The 13702-nt window shown below is 54.4% G+C and carries 13 protein-coding genes; 7 read left to right on the top strand and 6 right to left on the bottom strand.

The annotated features are described in order from the left end of the window. Window positions 1–281: 281 nt before the first annotated feature. Window positions 282–710, bottom strand: coding sequence for an organic hydroperoxide resistance protein (locus NIM72_RS12690; RefSeq protein ID WP_013359635.1), 429 nt, complete (start codon window positions 708–710; stop codon window positions 282–284). A 95-nt stretch (window positions 711–805) separates the two neighbouring features. Further along, entirely contained in the window at window positions 806–1270 is a 465-nt protein-coding gene (locus tag NIM72_RS12685) for a MarR family winged helix-turn-helix transcriptional regulator (protein WP_161734186.1), read from the bottom strand. A 62-nt stretch (window positions 1271–1332) separates the two neighbouring features. Here NIM72_RS12685 and NIM72_RS12680 point away from each other — a divergent pair, with 62 nt between their 5' ends. Beyond that, entirely contained in the window at window positions 1333–1926 is a 594-nt protein-coding gene (locus NIM72_RS12680; protein WP_161734184.1) for an HD domain-containing protein, read from the top strand. 41 nt (window positions 1927–1967) lie between these two features. Here NIM72_RS12680 and NIM72_RS12675 read toward each other — a convergent pair whose 3' ends face one another. Continuing rightward, window positions 1968–2264, bottom strand: coding sequence for an HTH-type transcriptional regulator (locus NIM72_RS12675; RefSeq protein WP_010257438.1), 297 nt, complete (start codon window positions 2262–2264; stop codon window positions 1968–1970). A gap of 736 nt (window positions 2265–3000) precedes the next feature. Between NIM72_RS12675 and NIM72_RS12670 the strand changes: the two genes are divergently transcribed. The 6 genes from NIM72_RS12670 to NIM72_RS12645 all read left to right on the top strand — a co-directional run bounded on the left by NIM72_RS12670 (window position 3001) and on the right by NIM72_RS12645 (window position 10230). Next, the gene (locus NIM72_RS12670) at window positions 3001–4599 is read left to right on the top strand and encodes a gamma-glutamyltransferase family protein (protein WP_222924774.1); all 1599 of its coding nucleotides are present in this window, start codon (window positions 3001–3003) and stop codon (window positions 4597–4599) included. A gap of 225 nt (window positions 4600–4824) precedes the next feature. Continuing rightward, a complete protein-coding gene (locus NIM72_RS12665) occupies window positions 4825–5541 on the top strand; it encodes a DUF3053 domain-containing protein (RefSeq protein ID WP_161734180.1) in 717 nt (238 codons plus the stop codon). A gap of 433 nt (window positions 5542–5974) precedes the next feature. Then, window positions 5975–7909 (top strand): PTS mannitol transporter subunit IICBA, encoded by a 1935-nt coding sequence (locus NIM72_RS12660; RefSeq protein ID WP_033734707.1) that lies wholly within the window; start codon window positions 5975–5977, stop codon window positions 7907–7909. Between the two features lie 96 nt (window positions 7910–8005). Continuing rightward, complete coding sequence (gene mtlD / locus NIM72_RS12655) at window positions 8006–9154, top strand: mannitol-1-phosphate 5-dehydrogenase (RefSeq protein WP_253420635.1); 1149 nt, start codon at window positions 8006–8008, stop codon at window positions 9152–9154. Window positions 9155–9170: 16 nt separating this feature from the next. Further along, a complete protein-coding gene (mtlR, locus tag NIM72_RS12650; protein WP_202604956.1) occupies window positions 9171–9764 on the top strand; it encodes a mannitol operon repressor MtlR in 594 nt (197 codons plus the stop codon). Between the two features lie 103 nt (window positions 9765–9867). Next, a complete protein-coding gene (locus NIM72_RS12645; protein WP_013359626.1) occupies window positions 9868–10230 on the top strand; it encodes a YibL family ribosome-associated protein in 363 nt (120 codons plus the stop codon). Between the two features lie 8 nt (window positions 10231–10238). On the opposite strand, the gene NIM72_RS12640 is transcribed toward NIM72_RS12645, so the two are convergent. The 3 genes from NIM72_RS12640 to NIM72_RS12630 all read right to left on the bottom strand — a co-directional run bounded on the left by NIM72_RS12640 (window position 10239) and on the right by NIM72_RS12630 (window position 13649). Next, entirely contained in the window at window positions 10239–11207 is a 969-nt protein-coding gene (locus NIM72_RS12640; RefSeq protein ID WP_161734175.1) for a VirK/YbjX family protein, read from the bottom strand. 201 nt (window positions 11208–11408) lie between these two features. Further along, window positions 11409–12026 (bottom strand): superoxide dismutase [Mn], encoded by a 618-nt coding sequence (sodA, locus tag NIM72_RS12635; protein WP_135910493.1) that lies wholly within the window; start codon window positions 12024–12026, stop codon window positions 11409–11411. 282 nt (window positions 12027–12308) lie between these two features. Beyond that, window positions 12309–13649, bottom strand: coding sequence for an aspartate aminotransferase family protein (locus tag NIM72_RS12630; RefSeq protein ID WP_161734173.1), 1341 nt, complete (start codon window positions 13647–13649; stop codon window positions 12309–12311). Window positions 13650–13702: the final 53 nt, after the last annotated feature.

The following is a 13702-nucleotide window of genomic DNA, read 5'->3' as shown; positions in this document are numbered from 1 at the left end:
TTGACCAAATCTTTTATGTGACTGCCAAAACCCGGCAGAGTTCGCTGAATAAGCGGACCGGACAAGATGAAGGAAAATTCTGAACGGATTTACTGGCTATAACGCAAGGTGGCTCAGTAAAACATGGCCGCGTTTGATAGACCAGAAAATAATCTTTGTCGACCTGATTAGCACATTTTTTGTACACGGCTGACAGTAGCTGTTGGCTGACTGACGCAGAAAACAGCAGGAGAGAGGATGTAAAAAAATGCGGGCCTGATGGTTTCAGGCCCGCAGTACGCTTAGCGAATGATGTTCAGCGTGACGTCGATATTGTTGCGGGTAGCGTTTGAATAAGGACAAACGATATGCGCCGCATCAACCAGCTTCTGTGCTTCTGCTTCATCCATCTCTGGCAGATGGATGTTCAGCGTGGCTTCGATACCAAAGCCGTCAGGGATCGGACCGATACCGACTTCACCTTCAATCCACGCATCTTTTGGCATTGCGATTTTGTCGCGGCCTGCAACAAACTTCATCGCGCCCAGGAAGCAGGCAGAGTAGCCTGCAGCAAATAGCTGCTCAGGGTTAGTCACTTCGCCGCCTGCACCGCCCATCTCTTTTGGCACGCCCAGTTTAACGTCCAGTACACCGTCAGAAGAGGTTGCGCGACCATCACGACCACCGGTTGCTTTGGCTTTGGCGCGGTAAACCACTTGTTCTAAAGACATGACATTTCTCCGTTACGCTATTTAATCGCCTGCTACTTATTTAACTGTAAGCAGGCGGTGAGGTTCAACGGATGCAGCGCATCCGTCGGCAATACTTATCGTGATCGATTCAGGTTATCTCGCAACCCATCCAGCTGTAATTTCAGCGCCAGCAGAGCGTCATCATCACAGGCTGTGGCACACTTAACCGCTTCAGGAATGGCTTCAGCCCTGGCCCGTAACGCCTGTCCAGCGTCGGTCAGCGTCACCGCAACCTGGCGTTCATCCTGACGGGTTCGCTGCCGGTTAATCAGGCCTGCACTTTCCAGCCGCTTCAGAAGTGGCGTTAATGTTGCAGAGTCTAAAAAAAGCTGCTCGCCAATCTCTGACACCGTGACATCATCTTTCTGCCACAACACCAGCATGACCAGATATTGAGGATAGGTGATGTCGAGCTGGCTCAGCAACTGACGATAGACTTTATTCATCGCCAGGTTGGCAGAATAAAGCGCAAAGCAGAGGTGCTGATCGACCAACAGTGGCATCGTTTTCACTTTTTTGTCATCTTGATCACAGTTCATGGTTAATAATATAGATAGCGCGCTAGATAATTGCAAGCAAACTTTTTGTCAGGGGGAAAGGCATGCAGGATTCACTGGAAGAACAGGCGCGTCGCTTCGCCACCGAGGCACATGCCAGTGCCGGACAGCGCCGCAAATATACCGATGAGCCTTATATTGTTCATCCGGCAGCGGTGGTGGAACTGGTGCGCAGCGTCAGCCATGACGATGCGTTGTTAGCGGCGGCCTGGCTGCACGATACCGTGGAAGATACCGCAACCACACAGAGCGATATCGAAACCCACTTTGGTACGCGCGTGGCAAGCCTGGTAGAAATGCTGACCAACAGCGCACCCGCTGGGGCAAAAAATCGGACGGCCCGTAAACTGGCGCACTTCCGCCATACAGCCAGCGCCAGTCCTGAGGCACAAACCATCAAACTGGCTGACATCATCGATAACACCCGCGCGATTGTGCGGTTTGATCCCGACTTTGCGCGGGTCTACCTGGTTGAAAAGCAAATACAGATTGCGTTGCTGAAGCAGGGAGATGCGCAGTTATGGCAGCAGGCTTCAATGATTATTGAAAGCGGACTCGCACAGTTGCGGGAGCCGCCCTATAGCGTGCCGGAGAGCTGGTTTGCCAGACAGGCGGCTAAATACAGCGAATTACGCTAATAAAAAACCCGCCAGCGGCGGGTTCTTTTCGTGATATCAGTTTATTCAAGCAACTGCCGTCCCAGATAGGGATTGGCATGTAATAACTTCATCAATTTCTGCGCCGTCGCGGAAGGACGGGTACGCCGGGCTTCCCAGCTTTTCACGGAAGAAACGCTCACGCCCATTACTTTTGCAAACTCATCAACCTGCATGCCGGTCATTTCACGCAGACGCTGCGGCTCTGGCTGGGCGGGTTGCTGACGCTGAATAAGTAACTCGGCGGCGCGATCATCACGTGTCAAAACAATCTGCTCAAGGCTGCTGAGCAATTCAAACATCGGGTCTTTTAATTCCATAGAGAACTCCTTAAAAACTCGCTATGAAGCACGTGAAAGTAGAGAGGTACGAGCCTGAAGTCAGGACTCTGAAACCGGGCCTGTTTCAGGCTGGATCCCGCAAGGGTTTATTTTTGTTATGAGAGAAACCATTACGGGACACAGCCTGCGGTGCACTGCTTTAAAGATGTCAGATCAATGCAACAAATGCCGGGAGACTAAGTATGGATAGAGACCTGACTATTTGCCGCGCAATTTATAATTATTTTTTTCACTATGGTTTGCCGGAAAAGTTCCAGCACCTCTAACCCGCTGAGGCAGTTGAATTTTGTGCCTTCGGTGTGGGCAAAAAAATCAAATGGTGTTTGCTATTTATGTGGATGCCATCAAGCTTTTTGCTGGCATATTCTCATTTCTGTGAGGCAATACACCTCTTCAGGTAGTGAGTGCAAAATATACGCCAATGGTTTACTTCCTGAACACATATATTCACTGTTCTTATTAAATTAAGAATAGTCCTGGTTGAGGCCTGAATCCTGGCGCGCGGCGGCTCACAGTGCGGTGCAGGGAAATCTTTTATTCTGAACGTCCCGGTATCGTCAGATAAATCAGCAGTCACCCTAACGAAACGGCTGACGCCTCATAACGGTGCAGCTGGCGGCTAAAAGCGAGCCCTTTGCGCGCTAAACGTGCAGCTGTTAATTAATCGCGTACTGACGACGGAAAAATTCACTCGTGAACTCTTTAAGGAAAAGCGATGCGTGAAACAGATTTTAACGTCGGATACCCTTCTCATCGTGTACCGATGATGGGTCGTAATGCCGTTGCAACCTCGCAACCGCTGGCGGCACAGGCGGGTTTACGTATGCTGCAACAGGGTGGTAACGCTGTGGATGCGGCTATCGCCACTGCCATCGCCTTAACCGTGCTGGAGCCAACCGGAAACGGCATCGGCAGCGATGCGTTTGCCATTGTCTGGGACGGCAGCGCGCTGCATGGCTTAAACGCCTCAGGCCGATCGCCAGCCGCGTGGCATCCCGAACGCTTTGCCAGTTTTAGTGCGATGCCTGAAACCGGCTGGGAATCCGTCACTGTGCCAGGGGCCGTCTCGGCGTGGGTGACGCTGGCGCAGCGCTTCGGCACCTTACCGCTGACCACCCTGGCGCAACCGGCAATTAACTATGCGCGCGACGGCTTTCCGGTTTCACCGCTGATTGGTCAGCTGTGGCAGCGCGGCTATGACAAGCTGCGGGATCAACCTGGCTTCAGCGACTGCTTTGCGCCGCAGGGTCGTCCGCCTCGTGCTGGCGAGCTATTCCGCAACCCGGCGCAGGCCCGCACCCTGCAGGAAATTGCTGAGACCAGGGGCGAAAGCTTTTACCGCGGCGCACTGGCGCAAAAGATGACAGCCTTCGCCCGTGAACATAACGCGGCGCTGACGCTGGAGGATTTGAAAAACCATCGCGCCGACTGGGTGACCCTGCTCTCGCATCCGTTTGCCGGGGGATCGGTGCAGGAGCTGCCGCCGAATGGTCAGGGGATTGCGACCTTAATTGCGCTCGGCATTCTGGAAGCGTGGGAGATCAATCGTTATGCACCTGATTCACCGCAGTGGCTGCATCTTTCTATTGAGGCGATGAAACTGGCACTGGTTGATCTGGACCGTTATGTCACCGACGAGGATCACCTCGAATTTCCGGCTGAGTTACTGCTGAGCAAAGAGTACATCCGCCAGCGGGCAGCATTAATCGACCCTGATAAAGCAGGAGATTTCCGCTTTGGATCACCGCAGCAAAGCGGCACGGTGTATGTCGCGGCAGCGGATGCCAGCGGCATGATGGTCTCTTTCATCCAGTCCAATTACATGGGCTTTGGATCCGGCGTGGTCGTACCCGATACCGGCATCAGCCTGCAGAATCGTGGCGCGGGCTTTTCACTCGACCCGGAGCATCCCAACGTTGTGGCGGGCGGTAAGCGGCCGTTTCATACCATCATTCCAGCCTTTGCGCGGGATCAGCAGGGCCAGCCGATGATGGCGTTTGGCGTGATGGGCGGCCCGATGCAGGCGCAGGGACACGTTCAGCTGGCGCTGCGGATTATGCTGCATCGGCAGAATCCACAGGCCGCAATTGATGCGCCGCGCTGGCGCGTGGTACAGGGACGCGAGGTAGTGTTCGAATCCACTCTCGATCGCAATACCCTGAGCACCCTGCGCCGTATGGGGCACAATGTGGTGCTGGAAGATCCCCTGAGCAATTACAATTTTGGTGGCGCGCAGGCAATCGTACGCGATCCGCAGGGCTTCTATATCGCCGCCAGCGAGAGTCGCAAAGATGGTCAGGCGGTGGTGTTTTAAGGCCACGCCAGGCCGCTACATGCCTCTTTAATCGTCACGCCTAAGCCAGCGATGGCAGGGATCATAGTGCGTTCTGACGTGCAGATAATCCCGTTCTTTAACCGGTGTTTCAGAAAGCATCTGTTTCACAGGTTGTTTCACATTGTGCCGTGACGCGGGTTTGTTCTATTCTTTAGGCCATTCTTACCTGGACATCCGACAGTATCACCGACAGGAGTTGAACCCATGGTTTCAGGACTTACACGCCTTATGGCACGCGGCGGCATGATGCTCGCTGGCGCGCTGATTGTGCTGCAACTCACCGCGTGCGGTGATAAAGAAGGCGAGCAGCGCAAAGCATTTATCGATTTCCTCCAGAACACCGTCATGCGCAGCGGCGAACATCTGCCCAGCCTCAGCGAGAACCAGAAGCAGAGCTTTGGCAACTTCGCCAGCGATTACGCCATCATGTATGGCTTCTCGCAGCAGGCGAACAAGGCCGTTGAGCAGGGTATGCGTCCGGTGGTGGATGAACTTTCGGCCATTCGCGTTCCGCAGGATTATCTGAGCCGTCGTGATTCCCTGCGTCAGGCGAACAGCGCACTGGTGATCGTTACCCAGCAGATTGAAAGTGCAAAAATGCAGGCGGACAGCAGCAAAGCGGCCCTGAAGCAGCCGGATGACCTGAAAAAAGTCTATGACACCGCCTACAACAAAGTGGTGACGGTGCCCGCCAATCAGCTGATTCCGCTGCTGCCAAAACTCCAGGCGCTGAGCCAGGGTGCCGTACAGACTGGCGATTTCCTGCAAACGCAGGGAAACCGTGTCAGCTTCAATGATGGCGGCGTGCAGTTCCCGACGCAGGATCAGGCTTCACAATATAACGCGCTGATGAGCACCTTATCAGCCAATGCACAGGCGCTTCCTCAGGCCCAGGCCGCCGTCCAGGGTGGTCTGCAGTAAAATCCTTTAACGGGCAGGCGTCATTCGTCTGCCCGCCTCATTCCCCTTTTCATCACCCTTACTGTTAACTGGATAATGAAGTGTGATCTGGCGCATTTTCGACCAAAAATAGTTTGTGATCTAAGTCACATTTATATAACAAACACCCTGCAGCTAAGTGTGATTCATCTCACAGATAACCTGCCCGCCCGACCAAAATCCAGGCAAAACAGGCCTTAACTCCGATAAAATTGTGATCACAGTCACGCAAATCACCCCTGTCACCACCCTTAATCCGTGATACAGATCACACTTGCTCCATGCGCTACGCAGCGTCAAATTCGCGTGATAGAGTCCGCGTGCATACAGTAATACCACCGGCTGTGAGTCGGGGTGGCTAAACAAAAACAAGCGCGCTCTCCTATTGCAGCGCGTCTCAATAAGGGGTGGGTTTATGTCCTCATCAGTGAAGGTCAAAGTACAGAGCTTTGGTCGCTTTCTGAGTAATATGGTGATGCCGAACATCGGGGCGTTTATCGCCTGGGGTATCATCACTGCACTGTTTATTCCAACTGGCTGGATCCCTAACGAAACGCTGGCCAAACTGGTTGGCCCGATGATCACCTACCTGCTGCCTCTGCTGATCGGTTTTACCGGTGGGCGTCTGGTAGGCGGCGATCGCGGTGGCGTGGTCGGCGCGATTACGACCATGGGTGTGATTGTCGGTGCGGATATGCCGATGTTCCTCGGTGCGATGATTGCCGGTCCGCTGGGCGGCTGGGCTATTAAGTCGTTTGACCGGGCGATTGACGGCAAAATCAAAAGCGGCTTCGAGATGCTGGTTAACAACTTCTCGGCCGGTATTATCGGGATGATTCTGGCACTGCTGGCGTTCCTGGCGATTGGTCCGCTGGTTGAAGGTCTGTCACACATTCTCGCCGCGGGCGTGAATCTGATGGTGCAGAACAACCTGCTGCCACTGACGTCCATCTTCGTGGAACCGGCAAAAATCCTGTTCCTGAACAACGCCATTAACCACGGTATCTTCTCACCGCTGGGCATCCAGCAGGCGAGCGAAGCGGGCAAGTCGATCTTCTTCCTGATCGAAGCCAACCCGGGTCCGGGTATGGGCGTGCTGATGGCCTACATGTTCTTTGGCCGTGGCAGTGCTAAACAGTCTGCGGGCGGTGCAGCAATTATCCACTTCCTCGGCGGCATCCATGAAATCTACTTCCCGTATGTGCTGATGGCCCCTCGCCTGCTGCTGGCGGTTATCCTGGGCGGTATGACCGGCGTCTTCACGCTGACCGTGCTGAACGGTGGCCTGGTCTCTCCTGCCTCACCGGGTTCTATCCTGGCCGTGCTGGCAATGACACCAAAAGGTGCTTACTTCGCGAACATCGCGGCTATTGCTGCAGCCTTCGCCGTTTCCTTCGTGGTGTCCGCTATCCTGCTGAAAACCAGCAAAGTCAAAGAAGATGACGATATTGAAGCCGCGACCCAGCGCATGCATGAGATGAAAGCGCAGTCTAAAGGCCAGAGCACAGCGGGCGGCGCCGTCGCCAGCGATGCCATGAGCGTCGAGCTGCATCACGTGCGCAAAATCATCGTTGCCTGTGACGCCGGTATGGGTTCCAGCGCCATGGGTGCGGGCGTGCTGCGCAAGAAAGTGCAGGATGCCGGTCTGAGCAATGTGTCGGTAACCAACACCGCGATCAACGCCCTGCCGGGTGATGTCGATCTCGTGATTACGCATCGTGACCTGACTGAACGCGCGATTCGCCAGGCGCCACATGCGCAGCATATCTCGCTGAATAACTTCCTCGACAGCGCGCTCTACAGCACCCTGACCGAACGTCTGGTGGCGGCTAACCGCAGCGATGTGCATCGTGAAACGGTGAACACTGCACTCTCAGACAGCTACGATGAGGGCAATGCGCACCTGTTTAAACTGGGCGCAGATAATGTCTTCCTCGGTCTGACCGCCAGCAACAAAGAGCAGGCGATTCGCTTTGCCGGCGAACAGCTGGTGAAGGGCGGTTACGTTGAACCTGAATATATTGATGCGATGCTGGCGCGTGAAAAACTGACGCCGACCTATCTGGGTGAGTCAATCGCAGTGCCACACGGCACGGTTGAAGCGAAAGATCGCGTGCTGAAAACCGGCGTGGTGTTCTGTCAGTATCCGGCAGGTGTCCTGTTCGGCGAAGAGCCGGACGATGTGGCGCGACTGGTGATTGGTATTGCCGCTCGTAACAACGAGCACATCCAGGTGATTACCAGCCTGACCAACGCGCTGGATGATGACAGTGTGATTGAGAAGCTGGCTAACACCACCAGCGTGCAGGAAGTGCTGGATCTGCTGTCAGGCAAGCCTGTAATCGCGTAATTTATAGCAATTATTTTCCCTGGGGCGGTCATGCCCGTCCCGATTTCCTGGGGCGGGTTTGCCCGCCCCATCGTCATTTGATATGGGTCAAAAATTATGAAAGCGTTACATTTCGGAGCAGGAAACATTGGTCGCGGCTTTATCGGCAAATTACTGGCTGATGCAGGTATCGAACTGGTTTTTGCTGATGTGAATCAGACGGTGCTGGATGCACTGAACGCGCGTCATGAGTATCCCGTTCATGTAGTTGGCGAGCAGGCCAAAGTGGAAACCGTTAAAGGCGTCAGTGCGGTAAACAGCACCAGCGATGAGATCATCACCCTGGTTTCAGAGGTCGATCTGGTCACCACCGCGGTGGGTCCGCAGATTCTGGAGCGTATTGCCGGCAGTGTGGCTAAAGGGCTGGCAAAACGCAGCGACAACGGCAACACCCATCCGTTAAATATTATCGCCTGTGAAAATATGGTACGCGGCACCAGCCAGCTGAAACAGCACGTACTGAAAGCATTGCCAGAGCAGTATCACGCCTGGCTGGAGCAGCATGTCGGCTTTGTGGATTCCGCTGTCGATCGCATCGTGCCCCCGTCTGAAGCAGGCAGCACCGATCCGCTGGAAGTGACCGTTGAGACCTTCAGCGAATGGATCGTCGATAAAACTCAGTTTAAAGGCGACCTGCCGACCATTCCGGGCATGGAGCTGACTGATAATCTGATGGCCTTTGTTGAGCGTAAACTCTTTACCCTGAACACCGGTCACGCCATTACCGCCTACCTCGGCCAGCTGGCCGGTCATCAGACCATTCGTGACGCCATCCTCGACGAAAAAATCCGGGCTGTGGTGAAAGGCGCAATGGAAGAGAGCGGCGCGGTGCTGATTAAGCGTTACGGTTTCGATGCGGAGAAACATGCGGCCTACATCCGGAAGATTCTGGGTCGATTTGAAAATCCGTATCTGAAAGATGATGTGGAGCGCGTGGGCCGTCAGCCGCTGCGTAAACTCAGCGCAGGCGATCGCCTGATCAAGCCGACGCTGGGCACGCTGGAATATGGTTTACCGCACACCAGCCTGGTGCAGGGCATTGCCGCCGCGATGCACTATCGCAGCGATCAGGACCCACAGGCGCAGGAACTGGCCACACTGCTGGCCGAAAAAGGCCCACAGACGACGCTGGCTGAGATTTCAGGGCTGGATGCCGATAGCGAAGTGGTGGCTTCTGTGGTGAGCGCCTGGCACGCTATGGCATAATGCGCGCGTGTTAGTGATGCAAGCCGGGCGCAGTTCGCCTGCTCCCGACGGCGGTATTAAACCCATGCAGGCAATAATGGAAGAGAAGCAGGCTTTTGAGAACCGGGTGCTTGAGCGCCTGAACGCCGGTCGTTCGGTGAGAAGCTTTCTGATCGCCGCCGTTGAGCTATTGGCTGAAGCCGTCAATCTGCTGGTGCTGCAGGTATTTCGTAAAGATGACTATGCAGTGAAATATGCGGTAGAACCGCTGCTGCTGGGCGATGGTCCTTTGGGCGAACTCTCGGTTCGCCTGAAGCTGATTTACGGACTTGGCGTGATCAGCCGACACGAATATGAAGATGGTGAACTGCTGCTGGCACTACGCGAAGAGCTGAATCACGACAGCGGCGATTATCGTTTCACCGACGATGAGATCCTCGGCCCGTTTGGTGAACTGCACTGTGTGACCGCCTGGCCACCTGCGCCGGTGTTTCACACCGACGATGCTGAGCTGCGCAGCATGCAGCAGCAGCGCTATCTGCAGATGGTGCGTTCCACCATGGTCCTGTCGCTCACCGAGCTGATCGCCCGCATCAGTATGAAGCAGGCGTTTAAAAAGTCCGGTAGCTAATCCTGTCAGGCGTCATCACGACGCCTTTTTCGTCTTAACCTGGCCGGGAATATACGTCAGATTTGGTGTATCCTTGGCCTGTTTTCCTCAACGAGTTGTTGTCATGAAAGAGCAAGAAAAGAACGAAATCAAACTTCTCAGCGATAAGCTGGACGCACTGAACCGCAAAGAGCCGCAGTTACTGGAATCAGGTGATGTCGAGAAACTGGGCGCGTTGCTGAAAGAGAAAGAAGCGCTGGTCATTGAGATTGAGCGTCTGCGCGGTCAGCGGGTTGAAAAACTGAGTGCCGAAGCGCAGAAGCTGCAGAAAATGGGCTTCAGCCGCGAAATTACCAAAAAAGAGCAGGCAAATCTGGGTGCGCTGAAGAAAAGCGTGCGCGGCCTGGTGGTGGTGCATCCAATGACCGCGCTGGGACGTGAGATGGGTCTGAAAGCGATGACGGGCTTCGCTAAAACCGCATTCTGACGGGTCGATCAGGCAGCTGCCTGATCGACATCGGCTTTGCGTTCGCCGGCGGCGGCATAAACCTGCTCCGCCAGCGCATCCAGCAGTTCATAACGGCGGCGATACTCTGCCCGCTTCTTACTGGCAATTTCCTCCAGCGTTTTACGCGGCAGACTCAGCGGCAGCGTAAACATCCCATCCCTGCGCGCTTCACCACTCAGCGACAGCCAGAATTCACTGTAGCTGGCAAAGAACTTATCCCCTTTGCTGTGGCGATAACGCAGGCTGCGGAATACATGCGTCTCATCGCCTACCGCCTGAATACTTTCCACGCCGCACTGTTTCGCCACAATAAATACCGCTTCCATTAACAGGCGTTTCGGGAAGAGACCGTGAGCCGCTTTGGTCGCCTCGCGGATCATCTCATTATTAATATGTTTTCGCGGCCCCTGTAATCCGCCAATTAATAAGGTGCGTTGGTTATTCTCGTTGAGAATCGAAAAAGAAAGTGAAGCAATAATCTCGTCGTTATAACGTAATACCAGCGTCACTTCCCCTTCACGATCAAAATAACCGGAACTGCAGGAGAGTAAAAAGGCCTCACCATTTTTTCCGGTCAGCGCGGCCAGCGGATTATCTGAAGCGCTCTGCAGCAGCTGACGCAGCATAGGATTTTCGAGATTGTTCATGAGCGTGTAGTGGTCGAGAATCGCCTGCGCACGCGCAGCAATGCTCATACCTGAACGCAGATAGGGCCGGTGCAGCTTGGCTGGCAGCAATCCCTGGGTACTCATCAGCAAAGGAAGTTGCGGCAGATGCGACAGCGCATCCAGATAATGCAGCGTGGTCAGCGGCGATATCAAGGTTCTTAACACAAATTTCAGACGGAAACGTTTACTGTTCCAGAGTTTATCCGGAATGTATTTGCCACTGATTAACTGGAAAAAAAGTGAAGCAGAGGATTCGGTCGTATTTTCGTGAGTAGTTATAATTGACATAGTCAGCGACACACAGTGAGTTAAGCAGGAATGTCACCGAACATAACATAGCCAATATCAACGAAAAGTTAATGTGGAATAACATTAAAACCGATAACTGACGATTTTCATTTCCTTTTGGCAATGCACAAAATAAGGACAAAAAAAACCGGCGAAATAGATTTCACCGGTTTATCTTCATTACGTTTACGTTTGGTTAACTTATTTAGCAGACGCGAAGCGGGCTGCCGCTTCGTCCCAGTTAACCACGTTCCAGAACGCTTTGATGTAGTCAGGGCGCTTGTTCTGATATTTCAGATAGTAAGCGTGCTCCCATACATCCAGACCGATGATCGGGAAGCCAGAAACGCCGGCAACCGCTTCGCCCATCAGTGGGTTGTCCTGGTTTGCGGTTGAAACCACAGCCAGTTTGTCGCCTTTCTTAACCAGCCATGCCCAGCCAGAACCGAAACGGGTGGCGGCAGCTTTCTCGAACTCTTCCTGGAATTTTTCCACGCTACCAAAATCTTTCTCGATAGCCGCTTTCAGGTCGCCCTGCAGCGTGGTGCCGGTTTTCAGGCCTTTCCAGAACAGGCTGTGGTTAGCGTGGCCGCCTGCGTTGTTACGCAGTGGGCCTTTTTTGTCTGCTGGCAGCTGATCCAGTTTGGTGATCAGCTCTTCTACCGGCAGATTAGCAAATTCAGTACCTTCCAGCGCCGCGTTCGCGTTGTTCACGTAGGTCTGGTGGTGTTTAGTGTGATGGATCTCCATCGTCTGCTTGTCGAAATGCGGTTCCAGTGCGTCGTATGCGTAAGGCAGGGATGGCAGTGAATAACTCATGTTCTTCCTCTCCATTTAATGTGAGCAGCACGACGAATTTGGGGCGTGCCGCGTAAGCAGTCGAATCATTATAGTTAAATTCATGTAGCGTAAAAGGGTAATCAATGCCCTATTAACCATAAGGATTTGAGAAATCCGGCAAAAGCAACCCGTTGTTTTTACAGCATGCTGCTGCTGACTCTCCCTTTTTTGCCCCATCCGACAGGGCGCGCGGCAGGCCTGAGCCAGACTGCAAGCGGGCATGCATTCCACCCGGACGCCGCATCTGCCCTGCCCTGCGCGTTACTGACCCAGCTCGCGCAGGGAGTTGTCGAGTGCACCAGCCAGCCAGTCGATGTCGCTTTCCTGGAAAGCCAATGGCGGACGCAGTTTCAGTACATTCCCATACGGGCCAGCGACCGAGGTCAGCACACGATGTTCACGCAGCTTCTCGATCAGGTTCAGCGCCAGGGTTTTGTCCGGCGTTTTGCTGTGACGATCGGTGACCAGTTCGAAGCCGATAAACAGCCCGGCACCGCGCACATCGCCCACGCACTCATAGCGATCCATCAGGGTCCGCAACTCCGCCAGCAGCTTCGCGCCGACCACGCGGCTGTGTTCCTGTAATCCCTCTTCGGTGATCACGTTCAGAACAGCCTGCGCCGCCGCCATCGCAACCGGATTGCCACCAAAGGTATTGAAATAGGGAATCGAGTCACTGAAGGCGGCCAGCACCTCGCTTTTTGCCAGCAGCCCGGACACCGGAATGCCATTGCCCATCGGCTTGCCGGTAGTAATCACATCAGGCACCACATCATGGCGGCCAAAGCCCCAGAAGGCGTCGCCGGTACGGCCAAAGCCAGGCTGCACTTCATCGGCAATAAAGATGCCGCCATTGGCATGCACCACCCCGACCGCTTTTTTCAGGAAGCCACGCGGATTGGGCAGAACTCCGTCGGAGGAGAAGATCGAGTCCGCCAGGAAACCGGCAAATTTAATGCCGTGCGCCGTCATATCATCAATCTGCTGCTGAATCTGATCAGCGAACCAGTCGCCCAGGTCCGGCGCATCCACACGATACGCATCCGGTGGCATCACCAGCCGCGTGGTAGGCGACAGCGGCTGTCCACTGCCCAGCGCCGGAGAAGCGCCGGAGGTCAGCTCGCTGGTACCGTGATAGGCCTCTTTACTGACGATAATTCCGGTACCGCCGCTGAAAGCACGCGCCACGCGGATAGCAAGGTCATTGGCTTCAGAGCCGGTGCACATATACATCGCGCGATCGATCGCCGCAGGCGTGGTCGCCAGCAGCGCTTCGCTGTAGTCGAGAATATTTTCATGCAGGTAACGGGTGTGGGTGTTCAGCATTTTCATCTGCTGCGTCACCGCTTCAATCACGGCCGGATGGCAATGGCCGATGCTCGCCACATTGTTGTAGACGTCGAGATATTTATCGCCCGCCGCATCCCACAGATATTGCCCTTCACCCCGCACCAGATGAACCGGTTTGCGATAGAACAGGCGATAGGATTCGCCAAGCACTTTGCTGCGTTTATCGGTCAGTTTGCGCGTCTCGCTGTCGAGCGCATCGGCATGTTCGGCGCGGAAACTGTTGGTATCCATAATGGTGGAACGCGTGGCCATAATGACTCCCGTGACAAGGATGAAGGAGGAAGAGCTGACCCCTGTATCATGCC

It is taken from the genome of Pantoea sp. B550 (assembly GCF_024158165.1).
In the GTDB taxonomy this organism is placed as follows: Bacteria; Pseudomonadota; Gammaproteobacteria; order Enterobacterales; family Enterobacteriaceae; genus Pantoea; species Pantoea alfalfae.
The sequence above is the reverse complement of the archived record's forward strand: the minus strand, read 5'-3'. Positions and strand labels throughout refer to the sequence as shown.